This is a genomic window from Janthinobacterium psychrotolerans (genome assembly GCF_001677885.1).
Classification (GTDB): Bacteria; Pseudomonadota; Gammaproteobacteria; order Burkholderiales; family Burkholderiaceae_D; genus Janthinobacterium; species Janthinobacterium psychrotolerans.
The window spans coordinates 111365-133143 of record NZ_LOCQ01000058.1 but is presented as its reverse complement, the minus strand read 5'-3'; the positions used below and the strand labels follow the sequence as shown (position 1 = coordinate 133143).

At 65.5% G+C, this 21779-nt stretch carries 21 protein-coding genes; 13 read left to right on the top strand and 8 right to left on the bottom strand.

Going from position 1 to position 21779, the window contains the following annotated elements; translation table 11 throughout:
- The first annotated feature begins 14 nt into the window (after positions 1–14).
- Positions 15–824: a TatD family hydrolase gene (locus ASR47_RS17445; protein WP_065309262.1), complete on the top strand. Its 810-nt coding sequence runs from the start codon at positions 15–17 to the stop codon at positions 822–824.
- A complete protein-coding gene (locus ASR47_RS17440; RefSeq protein WP_065309059.1) occupies positions 817–2037 on the top strand; it encodes a PQQ-dependent sugar dehydrogenase in 1221 nt (406 codons plus the stop codon). Before ASR47_RS17445 ends, ASR47_RS17440 begins: the two co-directional genes overlap by 8 nt.
- On the opposite strand, the gene ASR47_RS17435 is transcribed toward ASR47_RS17440, so the two are convergent.
- The 3 genes from ASR47_RS17435 to ASR47_RS17425 form a co-directional block, all read right to left on the bottom strand.
- Positions 2038–4479, bottom strand: coding sequence for a TonB-dependent siderophore receptor (locus ASR47_RS17435; RefSeq protein ID WP_065309058.1), 2442 nt, complete (start codon positions 4477–4479; stop codon positions 2038–2040).
- A gap of 86 nt (positions 4480–4565) precedes the next feature.
- Positions 4566–5609: a FecR family protein gene (locus ASR47_RS17430; RefSeq protein ID WP_065309057.1), complete on the bottom strand. Its 1044-nt coding sequence runs from the start codon at positions 5607–5609 to the stop codon at positions 4566–4568.
- A 7-nt stretch (positions 5610–5616) separates the two neighbouring features.
- Positions 5617–6147 (bottom strand): sigma-70 family RNA polymerase sigma factor, encoded by a 531-nt coding sequence (locus tag ASR47_RS17425; RefSeq protein WP_082988993.1) that lies wholly within the window; start codon positions 6145–6147, stop codon positions 5617–5619.
- A gap of 208 nt (positions 6148–6355) precedes the next feature.
- Here ASR47_RS17425 and ASR47_RS17420 point away from each other — a divergent pair, with 208 nt between their 5' ends.
- Entirely contained in the window at positions 6356–6685 is a 330-nt protein-coding gene (locus tag ASR47_RS17420; RefSeq protein ID WP_150127853.1) for a Rap1a/Tai family immunity protein, read from the top strand.
- 1 nt (position 6686) lies between these two features.
- Positions 6687–7160 (top strand): T6SS effector amidase Tae4 family protein, encoded by a 474-nt coding sequence (locus tag ASR47_RS17415; RefSeq protein ID WP_065309054.1) that lies wholly within the window; start codon positions 6687–6689, stop codon positions 7158–7160.
- On the opposite strand, the gene ASR47_RS17410 is transcribed toward ASR47_RS17415, so the two are convergent.
- Positions 7157–9145, bottom strand: a complete 1989-nt coding sequence (locus tag ASR47_RS17410) for a helicase-related protein (protein WP_065309053.1) — start codon at positions 9143–9145, stop codon at positions 7157–7159. The two genes, ASR47_RS17415 and ASR47_RS17410, sit on opposite strands and share 4 nt — an antisense overlap.
- Before the next feature lie 131 nt (positions 9146–9276).
- On the opposite strand from ASR47_RS17410, the gene ASR47_RS17405 reads away from it, so the two are divergent.
- Positions 9277–11697, top strand: a complete 2421-nt coding sequence (locus tag ASR47_RS17405; RefSeq protein WP_065309261.1) for a DNA internalization-related competence protein ComEC/Rec2 — start codon at positions 9277–9279, stop codon at positions 11695–11697.
- 60 nt (positions 11698–11757) lie between these two features.
- Here the strand turns inward: ASR47_RS17405 and ASR47_RS17400 are convergent, their stop codons facing one another.
- A complete protein-coding gene (locus tag ASR47_RS17400; protein WP_065309052.1) occupies positions 11758–12681 on the bottom strand; it encodes a LysR family transcriptional regulator in 924 nt (307 codons plus the stop codon).
- 156 nt (positions 12682–12837) lie between these two features.
- Between ASR47_RS17400 and ASR47_RS17395 the strand changes: the two genes are divergently transcribed.
- The 5 genes from ASR47_RS17395 (at position 12838) to ASR47_RS17375 (ending at position 16475) form a co-directional block, all read left to right on the top strand.
- A complete protein-coding gene (locus tag ASR47_RS17395) occupies positions 12838–13599 on the top strand; it encodes a sulfite exporter TauE/SafE family protein (RefSeq protein WP_065309051.1) in 762 nt (253 codons plus the stop codon).
- Positions 13600–13606: 7 nt separating this feature from the next.
- A complete protein-coding gene (locus ASR47_RS17390) occupies positions 13607–14302 on the top strand; it encodes an HAD family hydrolase (RefSeq protein ID WP_065309050.1) in 696 nt (231 codons plus the stop codon).
- A gap of 58 nt (positions 14303–14360) precedes the next feature.
- Positions 14361–15164, top strand: coding sequence for an alpha/beta hydrolase (locus ASR47_RS17385; protein ID WP_082988992.1), 804 nt, complete (start codon positions 14361–14363; stop codon positions 15162–15164).
- Positions 15165–15288: 124 nt separating this feature from the next.
- Positions 15289–15855: a dCTP deaminase gene (gene dcd / locus ASR47_RS17380; protein WP_065309048.1), complete on the top strand. Its 567-nt coding sequence runs from the start codon at positions 15289–15291 to the stop codon at positions 15853–15855.
- Positions 15856–16103: 248 nt separating this feature from the next.
- Positions 16104–16475, top strand: coding sequence for a FlxA-like family protein (locus ASR47_RS17375; protein ID WP_065309047.1), 372 nt, complete (start codon positions 16104–16106; stop codon positions 16473–16475).
- Positions 16476–16484: 9 nt separating this feature from the next.
- Here the strand turns inward: ASR47_RS17375 and ASR47_RS17370 are convergent, their stop codons facing one another.
- Complete coding sequence (locus ASR47_RS17370; protein ID WP_065309046.1) at positions 16485–18005, bottom strand: ATP-binding protein; 1521 nt, start codon at positions 18003–18005, stop codon at positions 16485–16487.
- A 2-nt stretch (positions 18006–18007) separates the two neighbouring features.
- Positions 18008–18697 carry a response regulator transcription factor gene (locus ASR47_RS17365; RefSeq protein WP_065309045.1) on the bottom strand — a complete coding sequence of 230 codons (690 nt, stop codon included), beginning with the start codon at positions 18695–18697 and terminating at the stop codon, positions 18008–18010.
- A gap of 205 nt (positions 18698–18902) precedes the next feature.
- On the opposite strand from ASR47_RS17365, the gene ASR47_RS17360 reads away from it, so the two are divergent.
- Genes ASR47_RS17360 through ASR47_RS17355 form a run of 3 tightly spaced genes read left to right on the top strand, consistent with a single transcriptional unit; the run spans position 18903 to position 20310 of the window.
- Positions 18903–19346: a Spy/CpxP family protein refolding chaperone gene (locus ASR47_RS17360; RefSeq protein ID WP_065309044.1), complete on the top strand. Its 444-nt coding sequence runs from the start codon at positions 18903–18905 to the stop codon at positions 19344–19346.
- Positions 19343–19507, top strand: coding sequence for a hypothetical protein (locus tag ASR47_RS27500; protein WP_171898979.1), 165 nt, complete (start codon positions 19343–19345; stop codon positions 19505–19507). Before ASR47_RS17360 ends, ASR47_RS27500 begins: the two co-directional genes overlap by 4 nt.
- Complete coding sequence (locus tag ASR47_RS17355; RefSeq protein ID WP_065309043.1) at positions 19465–20310, top strand: dioxygenase family protein; 846 nt, start codon at positions 19465–19467, stop codon at positions 20308–20310. The genes ASR47_RS27500 and ASR47_RS17355 overlap by 43 nt, the downstream gene beginning before the upstream one ends.
- Positions 20311–20319: 9 nt before the next feature.
- On the opposite strand, the gene ASR47_RS17350 is transcribed toward ASR47_RS17355, so the two are convergent.
- On the bottom strand, positions 20320–21768 hold the full coding sequence (locus ASR47_RS17350) for a DUF1501 domain-containing protein (RefSeq protein ID WP_065309042.1): 1449 nt from the start codon (positions 21766–21768) through the stop codon (positions 20320–20322).
- Between the last annotated feature and the right edge of the window lie 11 nt (positions 21769–21779).

The following is a 21779-nucleotide window of genomic DNA, read 5'->3' as shown; positions in this document are numbered from 1 at the left end:
GGAGCCTGGCCATGCTGTGGATCGATACGCACTGCCACCTGGACGCCCACGAATTCGGTGCCGAATCGCTGCCGGTGGCGCAGCACGCGGCCGGTCTGGGCGTGGCCATGATCTTGATTCCCGCCGTCGAAAAGGCGAATTTTGCCATCGTGCGCGAGCTGGCCCACGCCGCGCCCAATGGCTGCTACGCGCTGGGCATTCATCCGATCTATGTGCCCAACGCCACGGAAGACGACTTGCTGGCGCTGCGCGCCACGGTCGAAACGGCGATGAGCGACCCGCGTTTTGTCGCCATCGGCGAGATCGGCCTGGACTTCTTTATTCCCATGCTGGCGGAAGCTGCCATGCGCGCCAAACAGGAACACTTCCTGCGCGAGCAGCTGAAAATCGCCCGCGATTTTGATTTGCCGGTGCTGGCCCATGTGCGCCGCTCGCAGGATATCGTGCTCAAACACGCGCGCCAGATCCGTCCGAACGGCGGCATCGCCCATGCCTTCAACGGCAGCTTTCAACAGGCGCAAGGCTATATCGACCTCGGTTTCAAGCTCGGCTTCGGCGGCGCCATGACCTTTACACGCGCGCTGCAGATACGCCGCATGGCTGCCGACCTGCCGCTGTCGGCCATCGTGCTGGAAACCGATGCGCCGGACATTTCACCTGCCTGGATCCACCCTGGCCGCAACAGCCCCGAACAACTGCCGCGCATCGGCGCCGTGCTGGCCGAACTGCGCGGCATCGACCTTGCCGATGTGGCGGCGCAGACCAGCGCCAACGCCCGCGCGGTACTGCCGCGCCTACCCCTGATGGAAAGCTCACATGAATAAGAAGATACTTGCCGCCGCGCTGGCTGGCTGCCTGTCCGGACCCGCCATGGCGGCAGCTCTCTGCGACGGCTTGCCGCGCCTGAACGTCACCACGCCGGCCGGCTTTTGCGTCGGCATGCTGGCCGACGGCATGAAATTTCCGCGCGGCGTGCTGCCGCTGACCAATGGCGACGTGCTGGTCACCGACATGGCCGGCTGGACGGCAAACCAGGGCAAATTGTGGCTGCTCAAGCGCCAGGCCGATGGCAAGTTCGAGCGCAAGCTGCTGCTCGACAAACTCGACCGCCCGAATGGCATCGTGCAGGGCCCCGACGGCATGGTGTATGTGGGCGTGGTGGGGCGCATCTTCCGCTTCGACCTGCGCGACCCGGCCACCATCACCGACGTGATCGGCGGCACGGCCAAGACGCCGCGCCTGCCGGGCCTGGGCCTGCACCTCTTGACCACCATGCGCTTCAGCCCCGCCGGCGACCTGTATGTCAACGTGGGCTCCAGCACCGACCACTGCGAAGGCAAGGACGGCAAGGCGCCGGACGCTTCCAAACCCTGCGCCTCCGGCGAAGGCAAGGAAGCGCTGGGCGCCATCCGCGAATACAAGATGGCCTGGCCGGCCGGCACGGTGACCAGCTGGAGCACCCATGTGCATGGCCTGCGCAACTCGATGGCGCTGGCGTTTCACCCCGCCAGCGGCGCCCTGTGGCAGGCCGAAAACGCGCGCGACGCGATCCAGGCCGCCATGCCGCAACTGAAAAGCGACGAAGACCTGCCGCACGAGGAGCTGAACCTGATCAGGGCCGGCCAGCATTACGGCTGGCCCTACTGCTACGACAACAATGTCGCCAGCCCCGAATATCCGAAGACCGATTGCGCCGCCAGATACACGGCGCCGCAGCGCTTGCTGCCCGGCCACGCCGCGCCCCTTGGCATGACGTTTTACACGGCCAGCCGCTTTCCCGCCACCTATAAAAACAGCCTGATCATCGGCTACCACGGCTATCGTGCCAACGGCCACCGGCTGGTGGCGCTACTGCCCGATGCATCCGGTGCGCCGCTGGGAAAATCGGTCGAATTGATCGGCAACTGGGAACGCAGGGGCAAGCAGGGCAGGGGCGCGCCCGTCGATGTGAAGCAGGGCCAGGACGGCGACATCTACCTGGCCGACGATCACAATGGGCTGGTGCTCAAGCTCCATTACGAGGCGCCGGCCAGGTAATTACAGCGAGCCGCGCAAGGTCAGCACGAGGTTGCGCGGGTCGCCATAGTAGTTGGCGTTCACGAAACTCGACAAGGTGCTGTAGTAGCGCTTGTCGAACAGATTGTTGACGTTCAGGGTGGCCGACCAGCGCGGATTGATCTGGTACTTGAGCATGGCGTTCCACACGGCGCGTCCGCTGACGTCGGCCGTCAGCAGGCCGACCGTCCGGTAGCTCGAACTCTGGCTGTTGACGCCGCCGCCAAAGGTGAAGTCGCGCAGCGCGCCCTGTGCCTGGTACGTGCTCCAGATGCGCAGCATGTGCTTGGGCGTATAGGTGTTGAACGACAGGCCGCCGCTGTTGACGTCGGCCACATACCTGGTGCGGTTGTAGGTATAGCCGGAAAACAGATTCCAGCCGGTGGCCAGCTTGCCGCTCACTTCCATGTCGACGCCTTCGCTGCGCACCTTGCCCGTATCGGTATAGCAGTAGTAGTCGCTGCGGCAGGTGTCGCTGGTGCTGTAGTCTTCCTGCGCGCGGTTTTTCTGGTCGACGCGGAACAGCGCCAGCGCCGTATTGACGCGGCCATCGAGCAATTCGCCCTTCACGCCCAGTTCCATATTCGCGCCCGTCAGCGGTTTCAACGCTTCGCCCGATTCCTTCTGCTCGTACTGCGGCGAGAAGATCTCGGCATAGCTGGCGTAGGCCGACCATTGCGGATTGACGGCATAGACCAGGCCCGCGTACGGCGTCAGCCTGGCGTGCTCGCCCTGGTTGGTGGTCGACACCGACGGGCTGCGGCCGGTGGTGTCGGTATCCCAGACGGTGCGCGACCAGCCCAGGCGCCCGCCGACGATCAGCTTGAGCGGATCGCTCAGTTGCAGGCGCACGGTGCCGTAGGCGCCGGTTTCGCGCGACTTGCCGACCCGCGCTTCACGCAGGTTGCTGTTGATAAAGGCATCGCTCGGCTCGGGGAAATCGGGGTTGAAATTGTTGATGTCGAAGCTGTAGTAATTGCTGCTCACGCCATACACGGTGCGGGCCGTGGCGCGCGCATGGTTGACGCCGAAGACCACCTCATGCTGGCGCCCCAGCGCGTCGAATTTGCCGGTGATATTGGCGTCGACGCCGGACAGCTCGTTCTCGGCCACCGTGGTCGACGCGCGCAAGGCGCCGCGGTTGGTGAGCGGATTGACGGCCAGGCCCGAGCCGGCGTATTTCATGTCGTTTTTTTCCTTCACGTAGGCGCTGCTGACCTTGAGCGTCCAGTCGTCGTTGAAGTGATGCGACAGGTCCAGGTAGGCGCCACGGTTGGTATTGTCCTGGCGGTTCCAGCTCGCGCCGAGAAAAGTCGAGCGCGGCAGGCCCAGGTCGCGCGCATTGCTGTAGCGCGGCAGGCCGTTCAGGAAAGGCAGGCCCTTGACCTGTTCGGAACTCATGGCCAGGTTGACCTGGGTTTGCGGCGACAGATCGTATTCCACGGTGGCGAACAGGGTCGGGCTGCGGCGCTCGACGTAATCGATAAAGGAATGCTTGTTTTCATGGTCGGCCACCACGCGCCCGCGCAGGGTGCCGGCGTCGTTCAGCACGCGGCTGGCGTCGAGCTGCAGGCCGTAGCTGTCCCACGAGCCGGCCTTGGCGGTCACGCTGGTGGCGTTGCCGGCCAGCGGACGTTTGCGCACCAGATTGACGGCGCCGCCCGGATTGCCGGCGCCTTGCAGCAGGCCGGCCGCGCCGCGCAGCACTTCCACGCGGTCGTAGATCGCCGTGCCGGCCGAGAAATTGCTGGCGCGGCCATACATGCCGCGATTGAGCGGCACGCCGTCATACTGCACCGTGGTCAGGTCGAAGCCGCGCGCATAGATGTATTTGCCGCCCTGCGGGCTTTGCTGGATGGTCATGCCGGTGGTGCTGGCCAGGGTGTCGTACACGGTGGTCAGGTTCTGCTCGTCGAGCAGCTGGCGCGTGACCACGCTGACCGATTGCGGGATATCTTTCAGGGCCTGTTCGCCCTTGCCGATGGTAACGAGCCGCGCGGTATAGGCGCCGCTGCCTTCGGTGCTGGCGCTGACCACGGGCGCGGCGCTGACCGTTACCGGCGCCATGGTCTGTTCGGCGGCCTGTCCGGCACCCCGGGGACGCACCGTAACGGCCGTGCCTTCGATGTCGGCTGCCAGGCCGCTGCCGGCCAGCAGGCGATCGAGCGCGTCGCGCGGCGTCATGCGGCCCGTCACGCCGGGAGCCGTCTTGCCGGCCACCAGCGACGGCTGCACCATCAGATCAAGACGGCTCTGGCGCGCCAATGCGTCGAGCGCCTGCGCCAGCGGCTGGGCGGTGATGCGGATCTCGATCGGTGCGGCCGGTGCCGCTGCTGATAAAGCGACCTGGGCGTGAACTGCGGGTGCGAACGCCAGGGCGACGGCCATGGCCAGGGGAACAGGGGTAAAGCAAAAACGTGACATGCCATCTCCAGAGAGTGTAAATAAGAATCCTTCTCATGCAGACGCATGGCAGGTGGCCAGCCCCAACCCCGTTTGTAAAAATATTTTCAGCGCGCGGCGGCGATCTCGGTGACGTCGCCGTCGCGCCGCAATGCAACCGGCAGCACGCGCGGCAGCACGCGCATGAAATTGGCGAGCCGCAGCGGGTCGAACGTACCCGTCACGCCCAATTGCGCCACCTGCGCGTCGCGCACCACCAGGCCCGTCGCGCCATAGCGCTCGAACTCGGCCAGCACCTGCGCCAGCGGCGTGTCGTCGAAACTGACACGGCCTTCGCGCCACGGCGCGATGCCCCGGGCCGCCACCTTGCCGATGGCGCCCAGGCGTCCATGCTGGTCGGCGCCCACGCGCTGGCCGGCTGTCAGCAAGATCGCCGGGGTCCCCGCGGGCGCCGTGCCGCGCGCCACGCTGACCCGGCCTTCCTCGACCTCCACCCGCACATCGTCCTTGCACGCCATGCCTGGCGTATGGCGCACCGAAAAGCGCGTGCCCACCACCGTGATGCGCACGGCGCCGGCCAGCACGTCGAACGGCCGCTTCGCATCCCCCCGCACCTGGAACATGGCCTGGCCATCGAGCAGCCGCACCTCGCGGCGCTGGCGGTACAGGGTGACGGCCACGCGTGTGGCGGTATCCAGGCGCAGCACGCTGCCATCGGGCAGGGTGACCGACTGCTGCTGTCCGCGCGCGGTGGCAAAGCTGGCCGCGTAAAGGGGCTGCTGTTGCCAGTGTTGCCAGGCAAGGATGCCACCGCCCGACGCCGACAGCGCCAGGGTGGCCAGCGCCGCCCTGGGCGCCAGCGTGGCCAGCCAGTGGCGGCGCGCCGGCGACGGCGCCGCCGCGGCACTCGCCTTATCCAAGGCCAACTGGCGGCGCAGCCGGTCGATGTCGGCGGCGGGCAAGGCGTCCAGCCGCGCCCAGTCGCCGTGCCAGCGCGCATAGGCCTCGCCATGCGCGGGATTGGCCGCCAGCCAGGCATTGAACTGCGCCGCTTCGTCCGCGCTCAGGCTGCGCTCGCGGCGCGCGAACCAGTCCAGCGCCTGCTGGTCGATGTCGCACAGGGCTGGGACGGATGGCGATGGCTGGGTCATGGCGGTTTCAGTTGATCGTGGAGGTCGAGGCGCCGTCTTGCGCGTCCTGGCAGCGGCGGCAGGCCTGCATGGCCAGCTTGATATGGCGTTCGACCATGGTGACGGAAATGCCCATCTGGCGCGCCACTTCCGCTTGTGGCAGGCCGTCGAATTTATGCAGGATAAACGCTTCGCGGCAGCGCAGCGGCAACTGGCCGATCACGGCCAGCATGGCTTCGACCGCTTGCGCCGACATGGCGGCCGTTTCCGGTTCGCTGGCGGCGGGCGCGGCGAGGGTGTCGACGATATCAAGGCCGGCATGGTCGTCGAGGTCCGTCTCGGTTGGCTGGCCGCGCACGGCGCTGCGCCGGTGCCGGTCGATCACCAGGTTGCGCGCGGTGCGGTACAACAGCGCGCGCGGCTCGGCCACCTGCTGGCCCGACTGCTGCAGGGCCAGCACGCGCAGATAGCTTTCCTGCGCCAGGTCGGCCGCCGCATGGCGGTCATTGACCGCGCGGGACAGGAAATTCAACAGTTCTCGGTAATAGCGTGTGAGCACAGATATCCAAAGCCAGGGAAGGGCGCATGTCGCTTGCAGGCTGGCTTTGCTACGTTGGCTGACCCGGGGGCGCGGGAAAACCCCCTTGTTTTTTGCGGCGGCCCTGATTCTACAGGCTGCGAGACCATGCCGTCCATGCTTGACCTCGCTCAGTGCAGGGGTATGGGCGCTGCCTACAATGTCCGAACGCCCCTACGCCAGGCCCGCCATGCGCTCACTTCTGTTCCTTGCCGCCATCTTTGCACCCTGCGTGCACGCCTGGCCGACGGCGCCGCGCCTGACTGGCGCGCAGCTGCTGTTTCAATTCGAGCAGGACCCGCGCTACGCCAGGGGGTACCTGGCCGGCGCGGCGGACGCGGCGCAAGGCCGGTCGTGGTGCGACACGGGCCGTGTCAAATCCGTGGAGCTCGACGGCATCGTGATCGCCGGCCTGAAGGCCCTGCCCATGCAGCAGCGCCAGGGCGACGCGGCGCGCCTGGCCGTGGCCATCCTGGCGCGCCGTTTCCCCTGTCCCCATCCAGCAAAAAACGGAGATTGAGATGAAACCTGCATTCATCAAGCTGCGTGAAAACTACTACAGCGTGGCGGCCGTCGACCAGGCGGCCCTGTTCGGCGAAATCGGCTGGGAAGACCTGATCGGCAAGGACAGCTTCATCAACACCTGCGCCATCCGCGTCAGCCTGGCCCTGATCAAGTGCGGCATCAGGCTCAAGGGCCGCATGCCGATCAACAAGGGGCCGTTCAAGGGCGCGCTGATCGAGCCGGGCCAGGCCAGGCTGGCGCATATGCTGGCCAGCCCCTCGCTGCTGGGCGACCCCGAAAAATTCGGCCGCGAGGCGGCCATCGCTGGCATCGGCCAGCGCAAGGGCATCGTGGCCTTTTTTCGCATTCCCGGCTACCTGGGCGGCGCCGGCGGCCATATCGACATCCTGCTGCCGTCAAACGGCGTCAAGGTGTGCGGCTCGGAGTGCTACTGGGCCTGTGGCGAAGTATGGTTCTGGGAATTGCGTTAGCTGCGGACCTTCTTGCTGCGTCCGCGCGAGGCCGCATTGTGCGCGCGCAGGATGGAGTCGACCCGCTCGGACGCGTCGCGCGACAAGTTCTGCGCCACCTCGATATCTGGGAAAAATTCCGGCAGCCGGTAGCTGAGCCAGGCGTAGGCCGAATAGTAGCGGCAGGTGTCTTCGACCTGCTGCAGATTCTGCGTGCCGCCGCCATACGCATGCTGGCGCAAGGTCGACACCTTGCCCTGCGACAGATTTTTTGCCCAGTGTTCCCACGCCGTCTGCAAGGATGGCACCTTGCTCGATATCGGCACCAGCGACAAGGTAAATTTGTTGGCCACCGACAGCGCCAGGGTGTCCAGCCACAGCGCGCGCTCTTTCTGGTCTTCCGTGATGCGCGGGAAGAAAAAACCGTCCGGCACGTCGATATTGTGGATAAAGCGGCGCAGCAGTTTGGACAGCGACTGCTCGCCCGTCACCGAGGAAATGCGGTGCAGGTGTTCCAGCGACGGCGCCACGGCAAAGCCGCTGGTGTTCAAAGGGTGCAGCTTTTCCTTGAGCAGGGCGCGCATCACTTCATGCGTTTCATTGTCGTAGCCGGCCACCAGGCCTTCTTCATGCACCCCATAGCGGCCGGCGCGCCCGGCGATCTGGCGCGCCAGCGCGGCCGAAATCTCTTCCTCTTCGCGGCCGTTGTATTTGACGCTGGTGGTCATCACGATGCGCGCGATCGGCATGTTCAGGCCCATCGCCAGCGCATCGGTGCCGACGACGATATCGGCCGTGCCGTCGCGAAAACGCTGCGCCTGGGCGCGCCGCACTTCGGGCGACAGATTGCCGTAGACGGTGGCCACCGACAGCCCGGTTTCGGTGATCATGTCGCGCCACATCAGCACTTCGCGGCGCGAAAACGCGATTACCGCGTCGCCACGGCGCAGGTTGCGCACCTTGCGCACTGCCGTCGCTTCCATCGACAGCGGCGCCATGCGCTTCAATACATGCACTTCCAGCGGGCATTCGAGGCGCTCGGCCAGCGCTTCGATGGCGCGCCGCGCTTCCGGCGCGCCCACCAGGTAGACGGTGTGGGCCGGCGCACCGCAGACGGCCGCCGTCCACGCCGCGCCCCGGTCCGGGTCGGCCAGCATCTGGATCTCGTCGATCACGGCCACTTCCACCACGGTTTTCGTGTCGAGCATTTCCACCGTGCTGGCCACGTGGGTGGCGTCGTCCACCGTGCGGCGCTCTTCGCCGGTGATCAGGTTGACGGCCAGCGGTTTGCCATGCGGCCGCGCTTCCTGCAGGCGCTCGTAGTTTTCAAGCGCCAGCAGGCGCAAGGGGGCCAGGTAGATGCCGCTTTTGGCTTTCACCAGCGCTTCCATTGCGCGGTGCGTCTTGCCCGAATTGGTGGGGCCCAGCAGCGCAATAAAGCGGCGCGGCAGCCGGCGCGCCATCTCGAACGAGGCCGGATATTCGGCCAGGTTGATGCTCTGGCGCGTGCGCGCCGCATGCTGCTCTTCCTGCTGGCGTTCGATCGCATGGTTGAAGCGCTGGCGGATGCGGTCGAATACCATGCCGGCCGGCTCGGATGTCTGCATGTCGGCCAGGGTATGCAAAAACAGCATCGGGTCGGCATTGACGTCTTCGCTCTGGCCGGCGATATCGGCCACGAAATCGATCACGTGCTGGCGCAATTCGTCAAAGGCGGCCTTGCCGGCGCGTTCGCGCACCAGCGCCAGCTTGGCCTCGCGGTCCATCTTGCGCCACTTGGCCGGCCGCGCCAGCACGCCCTGGCTGGGCACCAGCGCATACGGCACGCGCAAGCCGCCGGCCCGCACCTCGCCCGAAAAGCGCACGAACACGCGGCCTTCCATCTTCACCAGCCGTACATGCCCGGCCAGTTCGCCCAGTTCCGCCACCAGGGTGGCGTCGTTATTGTCTTCGGCGAGGTCGCCGAGGTCGGTCGGTGTGGTAGCGGGCGGGACGGAGGAAGTCATGGGAAGCCTGGGTGTCGGGATGCAGCGTCGATTATACCGTGCCGGAAAGGGATGATTTGGCGCAAACCGGCGCCCGGCGGGCGGGGCTACAGTAGGCGACCCGCTGTTCATATCACTGCCACCGACTGATGATGCGCATCGCTCTCCTTGCCTTTGCCTTTGGCGCAGCATGGCTGCAGACGCAAGCGAGCCTGCCGCACAGGCCTGGCCTGGTGCTGGCCCTGCTGTTGTTCGCCAGTCTGCTGGCGCTGTTGCTGCAAGGCCGTCATCCCGCGCTGAAGGCCTGCGCCGCGCTGGCCTGCGGCATGGCGCTCGGTTTTTACCGGGCCGCATGGCTGGCGCAACTTGCCCTGGCTCCCCAGCTGGCGCTGGCCGACGAAGGCCGCGATATCACCGTGGTGGGCACGGTCGCCAGCCTGCCGTATCAGTTCCAGCAGGGCGTGCGCTTCAACTTTGCCGTCGAAAGCGCCGCTGGCGCCGTGCTGCCACCGCTGATCGCGCTGTCCTGGTACGCCGGCTTTCGCGATGAAATCAGCTATGTAGTCGGCGATGTGCAGCCGGGCGAACGCTGGCAGCTGACGGTGCGCCTGCAGCGTCCGCACGGCAATGCGAATCCGCACGGTTTTGACTATGAAGTGTGGCTGCTGGAGCAGGGCGTGCGCGCTACCGGCTATGTGCGGCCGGCGCCGCGCCTCGACACGCCGAATGTGCGCCTCGACAGCTTTGTACCGGGCTTCAACAATGTGGTGCAGGCCAGCCGCGCCGCGCTGCGTGCGCGCATCCTGCGCAGCCTGCGCGGCAAGGAATATGCGGGCGTGATCGTCGCGCTGGTGGTGGGCGACCAGCGCGCCATACCGCAGTCGGACTGGCAGGTGTTCAACCGTACTGGCGTGAGTCATCTGATATCCATCTCCGGTCTGCATATCACGATGATTGCCGGCATGGTGGCGCTGGGTGTGGGCGCCTTGTGGCGGCGCTCGTTTTTCACCGGCCGGCAACTGCCCTTGCTGCTGCCCGCGCAAAAAGTGGCGGCGCTGGCTGGCGCCGTGGCCGCCTTGCTGTATGTGCTGCTGGCGGGCTTCGGCGTGCCGGCCCAGCGCACCCTGTATATGCTGGTCGTGGTGGCGCTGGCCCTGTGGCTGGGGCGCATTGCCAGTATCACCCACGTGCTGTGCCTGGCCCTGGGCGTGGTCGTGCTGATCGACCCGTGGGCCGTGCTGTGGCCCGGCTTCTGGCTGTCGTTCGGCGCGGTCGCCACCATTTTATATGCGACAGTCGGCCGCACGAGCAGCCACGCGGAAGCGACCGCCAGCCGCTGGCAGAAGGCCAGGGCGGCCATTGCGCTGGGCGCGCATACGCAATATGTGGTGACGGTGGGCCTGGTGCCGCTCACCATGCTGCTGTTCGCGCAAGTGTCGCTGGTGTCGCCGGTCGCCAATGCGCTGGCGATACCCGTCATCAGCCTGCTGGTCACGCCCCTGTCGCTGCTGGGCAGCGTGCTGCCCGCGCCCTTGTGCGACTGGATACTGCTGCTGGCGCATTGGCTGGTGCAACTGCTGGCGCAAGTGCTGGACTGGCTGGGCGCGCGCCGCTTCGCTGTCTGGACCGCCCCCATGCCGCCGGCGTGGAGCTTTTGTTGGGCGGCGTTCGGCACACTGTGGCTGCTGGCGCCGCGCGGATGGCCGCACCGCTGGGCAGGGATGCTCACCTGGATACCGCTGTTGACGGCCTTGCCATCGAGCCCGCCGCCGGGCCAGCTGTGGGTCACGGCCTTCGATGTGGGCCAGGGCATGGCCCTGCTGGTGGAAACGCACAAGCATCGATTGCTGTACGACACGGGCCCGGCCTACGGCCTCGATTCCGACGGCGCCAGCCGCGTCATCGTGCCGTATCTGCGTGCGCGCGGCATCGGCCGGCTCGACGGTCTGATCATCTCGCACAGCGACACCGACCACGCGGGCGGCGGCATGTCGCTGCTGGAAAATGTACCGGTCGGCTGGCTGTCCTCGTCCTTGCCCGATGGCCATCCGGCCGTCGATTTCCAGCGCCAGCTTGCCAGGCCTTATATGCGTTGTGTGGCGGGCCAAAGCTGGACCTGGGAAGGCGTGCATTTCGAGATGCTGCATCCGCTGGCGGACGACCATCACAACATTACCCTGAAACCGAATGCCCGCAGCTGCACCGTGAAAATCACCGCCGGCAAGCACGCGATACTGCTGGCCGGCGATATCGAAGCGGCGCAGGAAGGACAGTTGTACCTGCGCGCGCGCGAGTCGCTGGCGGCCGACGTGCTGCTGGCGCCGCATCATGGCAGCGGCACCTCGTCGACGCAGGCCTTCCTCAATGCCGTCCATCCGTCCGTGGCGATTTTCCAGGTGGGGCATCGGAACCGGTATCGGCATCCGAAGGCGGAGGTGTATCAGCGGTATGGGGAGATGGGCGTTACGCGGCTGCGCACGGATGTCGAGGGGGCGGTAGTGATGGAGATGGGAAAAGGCATATTGATCAATCAGTATCGCGGCAGTCATCGCCGGTACTGGTATGGGAAATAGATCTGACATCTTGAGCGGGTCAGCTTAATAGTCTACGCAGCGCGTAGACAATCTTGCCAATCACCCCACCCGCTCATCCGGAATCTCCAGCCCCCGTTTCTTCACATACTCCAGAAACAACCGCGCCCCCTTGGCCATCCTTGACGTGCCATACACCGCATGCATGCTGGGATCCATCTCCTTGGACGACGTCAGCCGATAAGAGGAGCACACGCGTACCAGCCTGCCGCTGGCCACCGCCGGTTCCGCCAGCCAGCTGGCCAGGCGCGCGATGCCGGCGCCTTCCAGGGCTGCCTGGAAGGTCGCGATGCCGGAGGTAAAGCGAAAGCGCGGCTGGACCTGGTAGCGCACGTTGCGCTCGCCGGAAACAAAATGCCAGTCGCGCAGGATGCGGGGGGCGGAGTGCATGATGATGTCGTGGGCGGCCAGGTCTTCCGGTTCGGCAGGCAGCCCCATGCGGGCTATGTAGTCGGGCGCGGCGTACATGTAGCGGCGGTAGTTCCACAGGGCGTAGCCGATCAGTTCGCTGGACTGGGGGAAGGCGCCGCGGATGGCGAAGTCGAGCTTTTCCTGGATCGGGTCGATCGACTTGTCCGAGAAGTGGATGTCGACCGACACATTCGGGTAGTCGCGCGAGAACTGCGCCACCAGTTTGGGCAAAAAGCCCAGCGACAGGATCTCGGGCGCCGAGATGCGCACCCAGCCTTGCGGGGAGTTGCTCAGCTCGGCCAATTGATCTTCGGCCTCGGCCTGGGTTTCCAGCAGGTGCTTGGCCGAGGCGTAATAGGTTTCGCCGGCGGTGGTCAGGGTGAACTGTTTTTGCGTGCGCAGGATCAGTTCGGCGCCGATCGCCTCTTCGAGGAACTGGATGGCGCGCGTGACGGCCGACGGCGAGCGGCCCAGCATGCGCGCCGCGTGCACGAAACTGCGTTTTTCCACCACCGTGCAAAAGGCGCGGATTTCCCACATCAGCTTGATCGACATTCCCGTATTCCCGCAGCATAAAAGAGCAGTAGAGCGCACAGGTGCCCATTTCGTCAAGCGTTACGCCTGATTGCGTTTTGCGCAATATGAAGTTGCATCCTTAAAAATGCACGCGGCCTATACTCGCCCTGTTCCCATCCTTCCCCCCATGCCGCCATGCTGACCATCTCACTGCTGTGTTTATTTGCCTTTTTTGCCGGCCTGATCGATGCCGCCGTGGGCGGGGGCGGGCTGATACAGCTGCCGGCGCTGTTCAACCTGATGCCGAACATGGCGTCGACCTCCTTGCTGGGCACCAACAAGCTGGCGTCGGCTTGCGGCACCACGTTTGCCGCGCGCTCGTTTATCGGCAAGGTGCATGTACCCTGGCTGCTGGTGCTGCCGGCTGTCGCCGCCGCCTTCGTGATGTCGTTTATCGGCGCGGCCGCCGTGTCCTATGTGCCGCAGCAGGTGGTGCGGCCGATGGTGCTGGTGCTGATCATCATTATGGCGATCTATACCTTCATCAAGAAGGATTTTGGCAGCATGCGCGAGGCGCGCACGGTGGGTACCCGCGAGCGCATCCTGGCGGTGGTGATCGGCGGCGCCATCGGTTTTTATGACGGCCTGTTCGGGCCGGGTACGGGCAGCTTTCTGATCTTCCTGTTTATCCGCGTGTTCGGCTTTGATTTCATTCTCGCTTCGGCCTGCTCGAAACTGGTCAATATCGCCACCAACGTCGCCGCGCTGGCCTTCTTCATCCCCGCCGGCCATGTGGTCTATGCGGTGGCCGCGCCTATGGCGGTGTGCAATATCCTCGGCGCGCTGACCGGCACCTGGATTGCCGTGCGCCGTGGCGCCGCCTTTGTGCGGGTGCTGTTCCTGGTGCTGCTGGTAATGCTGATCGTGAAATTGTCTTACGACATATTTTTCAAATAAAACTGTCATGAAAACCATCCGCGGCGTGCTGTGGGACAACGATGGCGTACTGGTCAATACCGAGCAGCTGTTTTACGAAAGCAACCGCGACTTGCTGCTGCCTTACGGCATCGACCTGACGCCGAAGCAGTTTTTCGACTGGTTCCTGGACAACAACTACGGCGCCTGGCATCTGCTGCTGGGGCAGGGCCATGAGATGGAACTGGTCGACCGGCTGCGGCTGGAGCGCAAGCAGCTGTTCGGCGAGCGGCTGCGCCAGGCGCGGCAACTGGCCATGCCGGGCATGGGCAACTTGCTGGACGCCTTGCGCCCGCATGTGGGCATGGGCGTGGTCACCAGCGCCTACCGCGAACATTTCGAGCTGAGCCACGCGCACAGCCGCTTGCGAGAACAGTTTGACTTTGTGCTGACGCGCGAATCGTATGCGGCCAGCAAGCCGGCGCCCGATGGCTATCTGCTGGGCTTGCAGCGGCTGGGGCTGGCGGCTGAGGTATGCGTGGCGGTCGAAGACGCGCCGCGCGGCTTGCGGGCGGCCAATGCTGCAGGGCTGGAATGCATTATTTTGCGCAACCATATGAACCGCCACCACGCGTTCGACGGCGCTTTTTGCGTGGTCGAGTCGGTCGCCGAACTGGCCGAAGTGCTGGCCTCGTTCGTGCCTGGCGCGGCGAAGGTGGCGCCGCAATTAGAGTGCACGCTCTGATCCGTATGGCTGGCCTGCCATTACAATCATCCATCGCCCAGCCCGCAAGAACCCCACCATGACACTACCGCAGCTCCACTTTGCCCACGCCAACAGTTACCCGGCCGGCACCTACCGCCAGCTGTTTTCCCTGTTAGGCGCGCACTACCAGGTGCAGGCGCTGGACATGCATGGCCACGATCCGCGCTATCCGGTCACGGCCGGCTGGCCCGAGCTGGTGCGCGAACTGGTCGATGACCTGGAACGGCGCTACAGCGCGCCGGTGATCCTGGTCGGCCATTCGCTGGGCGGCATGCTGAGCGTGATGGCGGCCAAGGCCCGGCCCGACCTGGTGCGCTGCGTGGTGCTGCTCGATTCCCCGGTGGTGGCCGGCTGGCGCGCCATGTTCGTGCGCCTGGCCAGGAACACGGCCATTGGCGAGCGCTATTCGCCGGCGCGTTTTTCGGCCCGGCGCCGCAAAGTGTGGCCCGATGCGCAGGCGGCGCACGATCACTTTGCCGCCAAGGCGCTGTTTGCCATCTGGGCGCCGCAGGTGCTGCGCGACTATATGGCCAGCGGTCTCGTACCCCACCCGGACGGTGTGCAGCTGCGCTTTACGCGCGAGGTGGAAACCGAGGTCTACCGGGGCTTGCCGCACCATGTGGGCGCGCTGGTGAAACACGGCTTGCCGGTGCCGGTCGGCTTTATCGGCGGCCTTGACTCGGTCGAATGCCGGCAGGCGGGCCTGGCCGCGACCAGAAAACTGGTGGGCAGGTTTTTCCGGCAAGTGCCGGGCGGCCACCTGTTTCCCATGGAGTCGCCCGAGCTGGCGGCGCAGGCGGTGCATGAAATGATCACGGCCTTGCTGGCGGGGCACGCTTAGGCCATCAATTTGGCGCACGAGGGGCCAACGCCGGCAGGTTTTCGCGTAAAATCCTGCCATTCGGGCCGCTGCCCCCAAGGCTGCGCGCCCCAGCCCTTCCGATATTCTAGAAAGATGCCCAGCGATGACGATTAAAAGCGATAAATGGATACGCCGCATGGCGGAACAAACGGGCATGATCGAGCCGTTCGAACCGAATCAGGTGCGCGCCGTCGATGGCCGCAAGGTGATCTCCTACGGTACCTCGTCCTATGGCTATGACATCCGCTGCGCCGACGAATTCAAGATTTTCACGAATATCAACAGCACCATCGTCGATCCGAAAAACTTCGATTCGAACTCGTTTGTCGATGTGAAAAGCGATGTCTGCATCATCCCGCCGAACTCGTTCGCGCTGGCCCGCACCATCGAATATTTCCGCATTCCACGCAGCGTGCTGACCATTTGCCTGGGCAAGTCGACCTACGCCCGTTGCGGCATTATCGTCAACGTCACCCCGTTCGAACCGGAATGGGAAGGCTATGTGACCCTGGAGTTTTCCAACACCACGCCGCTGCCGGCCAAGATCTACGCCGGCGAAGGCTGCGCGCAAGTGCTGTTCTTCGAAAGCGATGAAGTGTGCGAAACCTCGTACAAGGACCGCGACGGCAAGTACCAGGGCCAGAGCGGCGTGACCCTGCCAAAAGCATGATCTAGCGTTTTGCCAGCCAGGCCGCCAGTTCCGGCGACGCCTGGCACAGCGGCATATGCCCGCGCAGCAGCATTTGCGTGCTGCGCAGGCAGGCCGCGCTGTCCCATCATCAATCCCGCCTCGCTGCACAGACTGCGCACCGCCTGCATGATACAGGCTGCTTTTACCCGTCTTTACACCGGTGCCTGTTTATCTATAGTAAACTTTGCCGATAATGACAGTATTGAAACAGACGAGAGGGAAGCATCATGGTATCGCCAATCAGTTCGGGTAGCGGAGTCAGCTCGGTGATTACGGTCACCGGCAGCGGCGGGGCCAGCGGCAGCGGGTCGAGCAGCGCCAAGCAGATCGCCGCACTGCAAGAGCAGATTGCGGGGGCGCAACAGCAGTTGAAGGAGTCGCAGACGGGCGAGCAGACGGAAGCGTCGAAAAAGATGCAGAAGCAGCTGGCGCAGCAGATACAGCTGCTGCAGGCGCTGATCGCGCAATTGCAGGCGGCCGCCGCTCAGCAGGCGCAGCAAAAACAGGACAGCCAGGCCGCCAGCAGCGCGGACACCAGCAGCAGCCCCGCGCGTTCGGCCACCTCGACCCTGGGCAGCATTATCGATACCCAGGCATAAGCATTGAGGTCAGCCCGGCTGTTTTGCGGGCAAGCGTATTTCCACGCACAGGCCGCCGCTGCTGCGGTTCCTCGCCGCAATCGAGCCGCCATGACCCTTGACCACATGCTGGGCAATCGCCAGCCCCAGGCCGTGGCCATCGGTCGATTTCTGCGTGTTACTGGCGCGGAAAAAGGGCTCGAAGATGGCGGACAGGTCGGTCTCGGCCACGCCGGGCCCATGGTCGAGCACCGTCACATGCACTTGCCGCCCCGCATCGTGGCGCGACAGCACCACGCTCACCACGCCGGCGTCAAGGCTGTGCTTGATGGCGTTGCGCACCACGTTTTCCACCGCGCGCCCCAGCAATTCGGCCTGTCCATTGACGATGGCGCTGGCGATATCGGTGTCGCCGCTGACGGTAATGCCGATCTGGCGGCCATCGCCCCCGGCCTCGAAACGCGCGTCTTCGACGATGTCGTGCAATAAATCGGCGATGCTGAAGTCTTCGTTGAGCGGATTGACGGCGCCCGCTTCCAGGCGCGACAGCGTCAGCAGCTCGCCGACCAGCTTGTCCATGCGCACGCTTTCGCGCTCGATGCGATCCATCGACGCGGCCAGCTTGTCGGGCTGCTGGTGGGCCAGGCCGATGGCCGCCTGCAGGCGAGCCAGCGGCGAGCGCAATTCGTGCGATACATCGTGCAGCAGCCGGGTCTGGCTATCCATCAGGTTGCGCAAGCGGCCCGTCATGCGGTCGAAATCGCGGCCCAGGTCGGTCAGTTCATCGCCGCGCTTGTTCGTTGCGGCAAAGCGCGGCGCCAGATCGCCTTGCGAGGCCGCTTCGAAAGCGTTGCGCAGGTCGCGGATCGGGCGCGAAAAATACCAGGCCAGCAGGAAGGCAAACAGCAGGCTGGCGACGGTGGCGGCGAGAATCGGAATAAAGGCACGATACGGGCTGTCCATGCGCGGGCCGGGCGGCATGCCACCCGGATTGCCCATCTCGTCGCGGTTGGGCGGCGTGTACCTGCCGTTCATCTCCGTTGGCTGGCCGGCACCGTCCATGCGCGGGCCTGGCGGCAGGCTGCCGCCGGCCATGCTCATTGCGTTCAGGGTGGCGCGCGCGGTGATGTTCTCGGCGGTACGGAAATGTTCGGAATAGGGCAGGAACAGCAGGTAGCGCACGCCATCGCTGCCGGTAACGTCGCGCACGACGGCGCGCGGCTGCTCCTGCGCCAGCAGGGCGCGCGCCTTGGCCAAAACGGCCGGCTGCACCGTGCGGCCCATCAGCTCGTGACCCTGGCTGTCGACCGCCATCACGCGCCGGCGTTCGAGCTTGCTTATAAACTGGCGCAGCGCCTTGCTGCCGCCCGCTTCCAGGGTGGCGGTGGCCGCCTCGATGACCATCTGCGCGGGTGGGCTGGTATCGATGTCCTGCGCCCGCGCCTGCTGGGCGGCGCGGCTTTTCAGCCAGAACGTGCCGCCGATGCCGATGGTGGCGGCCACCTGGGCCAGCAGGATGCACAGGAAAAACTTCCAGAACAGGCGGCCCACGTTTATTCCTTGATCAACTGGTAGCCGAGCCGGTACACGGTCTGCAGGCAGGAGCGGCCATCGTCCAGGCTGCCGAGCTTGCGGCGCAGGCTGCTCAGGTGCACGTCGATATTGCGGTCGAAGCGGGCCATCGGCCGGCCCAGTCCCAGTTCCGACAACTGATTCTTGCTGACCGGCTTGCCGGCGTTACGCACCAGCACTTCCAGCAGATTGAATTCCGTGCTGGTCAGTTCCAGCGGCACGCTGTCCCAGGCGGCGCGCCGCTGTTCGGGCCACATCGTCAGCTTGCCCACGGTCAAAGGCGCACTGGCCGAGGTGTCGAGCGGCGCCGCCTGCGCGCGGCGCAGGATGGCGCGGATGCGCGCCGTCAGCTCGCGCGGCGTGCAGGGTTTGGTCACATAATCGTCAGCGCCCAGCTCCAGCCCCACGATGCGGTCGGTATCGTCGCCGCGCGCCGTCAGCATCAATATAGGCAGGCGGCTGCCGGCGCGGATGCGGCGCAGGGTTTCCAGGCCGTTCATGCGCGGCATCATCACGTCGAGGATGGCGATGGCGTACTGGCCCGTGAGCGCTTCGGCGGCGCCCCGTTCGCCGTCATGCACGGCCTTCGCTTCAAAACCTTCCTGCTCCAGGTATTCCTGGAACATGCCGACCAGTTCGATGTCGTCGTCGATTAACAATACCTTGCTCATGCGGATGTGTCTTCCTGATTTTTCCCGAGGTGGATCGGCCATGATAGCAGCCCCGGCCAAGGGTGCCGGGCCGTTTTACCCGCTTTTACATCGCTTCCTTTATACAGTTTCTCACATTGCTTTACACGTTTTTACCTGGCGCTGACGTTGCTTTACACGCCAGCGCCAGACAATGGACGCTCATTGAAACGAGAGGAAACCGAGCATGAAACAAGCCACTGTCATGATGTCGCTGCTGCTGGCCACCGCCATGGGCGCGCCGCTGGCCGCCCACGCCCAGCACGGTCCGGGACCGATGCCGGGCCCGCGCATGGAAGGCCCGGGCGAGGGCTTGCCGCCGGTGCTGCGTGGCGTGGACCTGAGCGAAGCGCAGCAGGACAAGGTCTTTGCCGCCACCTGCGCCCAGGCGCCGCTGCTGCGCGAACAGCAGAAGATCGCCTTCAGGGCGCATGAGCAACTGCGTGAGCTGGCCTCGTCGAATCACTATGACGATGCGAAGGCGGTCACTCTGGCCAACAGCGCGGCGCAGGCCATGGCGACAATCAGCCTGCAGCATGCGCGCCTGGAACAGCAATTGCTGGCCGTGCTGACGCCGGAGCAGCGCCAGCAGATAGCTGCGCGCCGCAGCGAACAGGCAACCAGGCCATGAAACGCAAGCCAGCCAGCACGGCCGACACCAGCATGGGCCAGCACGCCATGCGCCTGGTGTACCTGTGCGCCAGCCTCAGTCCCGCGCTGGCCGGCTTGCCCCACCTGATGGAGTATGTATGGAATTACATGATGTCGGCCTCGCGTGCGACCTCGAAGTGATGGAGCGGCAGGCGCTGGAACGGCGCCGGCTGATGCGCTGGGTGCTGGCGGGTGCCGCCGGCTTGCCGTTGATCAGTTGCGGCGGCTCCGGTAGCGGCAGCACTGCCACCGAGACGGCCACCGGCACCGCCACCACGCCGACGACAATTACCACCGCCTGCGCGGTGATCCCGGACGAGACGGGCGGACCGTATCCGGCCGATGGCAGCAATACCAATGGTGGCAGCATCATCAATGTGCTGAACCAGTCGGGCGTGGTGCGCAGCGATATCCGCGCCAGTTTCAATGGCGCCACCGGCGTGGCGGCAGGGGTTCCCCTGACCATCAGGCTGCAGCTGGTGAACGCCAACGCCAGCTGCGCCAGCCTGGCCGGCTACGCGATCTATCTGTGGCATTGCGACCGCGACGGCCTGTATTCGCTGTACTCAAACGGCGTGACGGCGCAGAACTATCTGCGCGGAGTGCAGGAAACGGACAGCAGCGGCACACTGTCGTTTACCACCATCTTCCCCGGCTGCTATGCGGGGCGCATGCCGCACGTGCATTTCGAGGTCTACCCGAGCCTGGCCAAGGCGGCCGCCGCCAGCAAGCGCATCAAGACCTCGCAATTCACGTTTCCGCTGGCGACCCTGAACGAGGTGTACACGGCCAGCGGCTACACGGCCAGCGTGCGCAACCTGGCGCAGATCAGCTATGCCACCGACAATGTCTTCAGCGACGGCACCAGCCTGCAGATGGCCGGCGTGACGGGCAACGCCACCGATGGCTATGTCGTCACGCTGACCATTGGCGTCAATGGCTAGACTCAAGGGCTAGACGCTCATGAAACCCAGGTCGCGCTGGGTAAAGTTGGCCAGGTTGGGGAACACCTCGCCCAGCCGGCTGTCCGGCACGCCGAACCATTTGGCCAGGGTGGCGCCGTACTGGTCGACGGAAATGGTCGGCAGCAGCGAGCCGGAACCGACATCGAGCGCGTGGCCCAGGCCCGAGGCCGGGAAGGCGCCGTAGATATCGTGCCCGCGCACGGCGCCGCCGACCACGAAGTGGTGGGCGCCCCAGCCGTGGTCGGTGCCGTCGCCATTGCTGGTAAAGGTGCGGCCAAAGTCCGAGGCCGTGAAGGTGGTGACCTGGCGGCGCAGGTCGGTGCCCTGCAGCGTGGCCAGGGTGGCGTCGAAATAGGCCAGCGCGTGCGCCAGGCGGGCCATCAGGTCGGCCTGCTGGATCTTTTGCCGGTCGTGCGTGTCGAAGCCGCCCAGGGTCACGTAAAACACCTGCCGTTTGGCGCCCAGCGCGCTGCGCCCGCCGATAATGCGCGCCACCGTCTGCAGTTGCACCGCCAGCGGATTGGTGGCCGCCACGCCGGTGGCCGGACTGATGTAGCTGGTCGGGTTGGGCACGCCGGCGGGGCCGGCCGCCAGCATGGCGCCGCTCAAAATGGCCTGGCTGGAAATGGCGCGCTGCACCGCCGCTTTCTGTTCCTGTTCGATCAGGTCATTGCCGGCGTCGGCCAGGATGGCTTGCAGCGCCTGCGTGCCGGCGGCGCTGCCGTACAGATTGGCGCTGAGGCCTCGGATCGCCACGGCGCCGGCCTGGCCGACCTGGAACTGGCGCACCTGCTGGCCGCTGAGGAAGACCGTGTTGCCGGCCGCCGAAATGGTGGTAAACATGGCATTGGCATTGGCATTGCCGGCCATCGCCAGGTCGCCCAGGCGGCCGCCCCAGCCCACGCTGGCGCCTTCGGGCTGGCCCGATTGCCAGGTCGACTGCTGGTCGTTGTGCGAAAACAGCTTGGGCGGCAGCGCCACGCTTTTCGCCTTGTACTGGGCCAGGGTGGTCGGCGCGATCAGGGTGCCGACATTGGCCACCACGGCCGCGCGGCCGCCATCGAACAATTCCTTCAGCGGGCCCAGGCCAGGGTGCAGGGCGAAGCTGCGGCCGGCCTGCGCGGTGGCGGGAACGATGGGCAGCACGCCGCCCGTTTCGCTCACGCCGGGCAGGTGGATCGAGTCGCTGCCGCCGGTGTTGCGCACGCGCAGGTATTCGTTCCAGGACGCGTTGTCGGTGGCCAGCACGGTGTTGAAGGCGTCGTTGCCGCCATTGAGGAACAGGCAGACCATGGCCTTGTAGTCGCCGGACGATTGGGCGGCGGCGTTGCCCATGGCCGCCAGGTTCAGCGCGAATGGCGCGGCGCCGGCGCTGGCCAGGGTCAGCATGGAGCCAAGGAAGCGGCGGCGGGGAAGGTGGGGAAAATGGCTGCTCATGGCATGGTCCT

Coding starts and splice junctions, on each gene's coding strand:
- ASR47_RS17440 (WP_065309059.1), top strand. CDS start 817: ATGAATAAGAAGATACTTGCCGCCGCGCTGGCTGGCTGCCTGTCCGGA.
- ASR47_RS17435 (WP_065309058.1), bottom strand. CDS start 4,479: ATGTCACGTTTTTGCTTTACCCCTGTTCCCCTGGCCATGGCCGTCGCC.
- ASR47_RS17430 (WP_065309057.1), bottom strand. CDS start 5,609: ATGACCCAGCCATCGCCATCCGTCCCAGCCCTGTGCGACATCGACCAG.
- ASR47_RS17420 (WP_150127853.1), top strand. CDS start 6,356: ATGCGCTCACTTCTGTTCCTTGCCGCCATCTTTGCACCCTGCGTGCAC.
- ASR47_RS17415 (WP_065309054.1), top strand. CDS start 6,687: ATGAAACCTGCATTCATCAAGCTGCGTGAAAACTACTACAGCGTGGCG.
- ASR47_RS17410 (WP_065309053.1), bottom strand. CDS start 9,145: ATGACTTCCTCCGTCCCGCCCGCTACCACACCGACCGACCTCGGCGAC.
- ASR47_RS17405 (WP_065309261.1), top strand. CDS start 9,277: ATGCGCATCGCTCTCCTTGCCTTTGCCTTTGGCGCAGCATGGCTGCAG.
- ASR47_RS17400 (WP_065309052.1), bottom strand. CDS start 12,681: ATGTCGATCAAGCTGATGTGGGAAATCCGCGCCTTTTGCACGGTGGTG.
- ASR47_RS17395 (WP_065309051.1), top strand. CDS start 12,838: ATGCTGACCATCTCACTGCTGTGTTTATTTGCCTTTTTTGCCGGCCTG.
- ASR47_RS17390 (WP_065309050.1), top strand. CDS start 13,607: ATGAAAACCATCCGCGGCGTGCTGTGGGACAACGATGGCGTACTGGTC.
- ASR47_RS17385 (WP_082988992.1), top strand. CDS start 14,361: ATGACACTACCGCAGCTCCACTTTGCCCACGCCAACAGTTACCCGGCC.
- dcd (WP_065309048.1), top strand. CDS start 15,289: ATGACGATTAAAAGCGATAAATGGATACGCCGCATGGCGGAACAAACG.
- ASR47_RS17375 (WP_065309047.1), top strand. CDS start 16,104: ATGGTATCGCCAATCAGTTCGGGTAGCGGAGTCAGCTCGGTGATTACG.
- ASR47_RS17365 (WP_065309045.1), bottom strand. CDS start 18,697: ATGAGCAAGGTATTGTTAATCGACGACGACATCGAACTGGTCGGCATG.
- ASR47_RS17360 (WP_065309044.1), top strand. CDS start 18,903: ATGAAACAAGCCACTGTCATGATGTCGCTGCTGCTGGCCACCGCCATG.
- ASR47_RS27500 (WP_171898979.1), top strand. CDS start 19,343: ATGAAACGCAAGCCAGCCAGCACGGCCGACACCAGCATGGGCCAGCAC.
- ASR47_RS17355 (WP_065309043.1), top strand. CDS start 19,465: ATGGAATTACATGATGTCGGCCTCGCGTGCGACCTCGAAGTGATGGAG.
- ASR47_RS17350 (WP_065309042.1), bottom strand. CDS start 21,768: ATGAGCAGCCATTTTCCCCACCTTCCCCGCCGCCGCTTCCTTGGCTCC.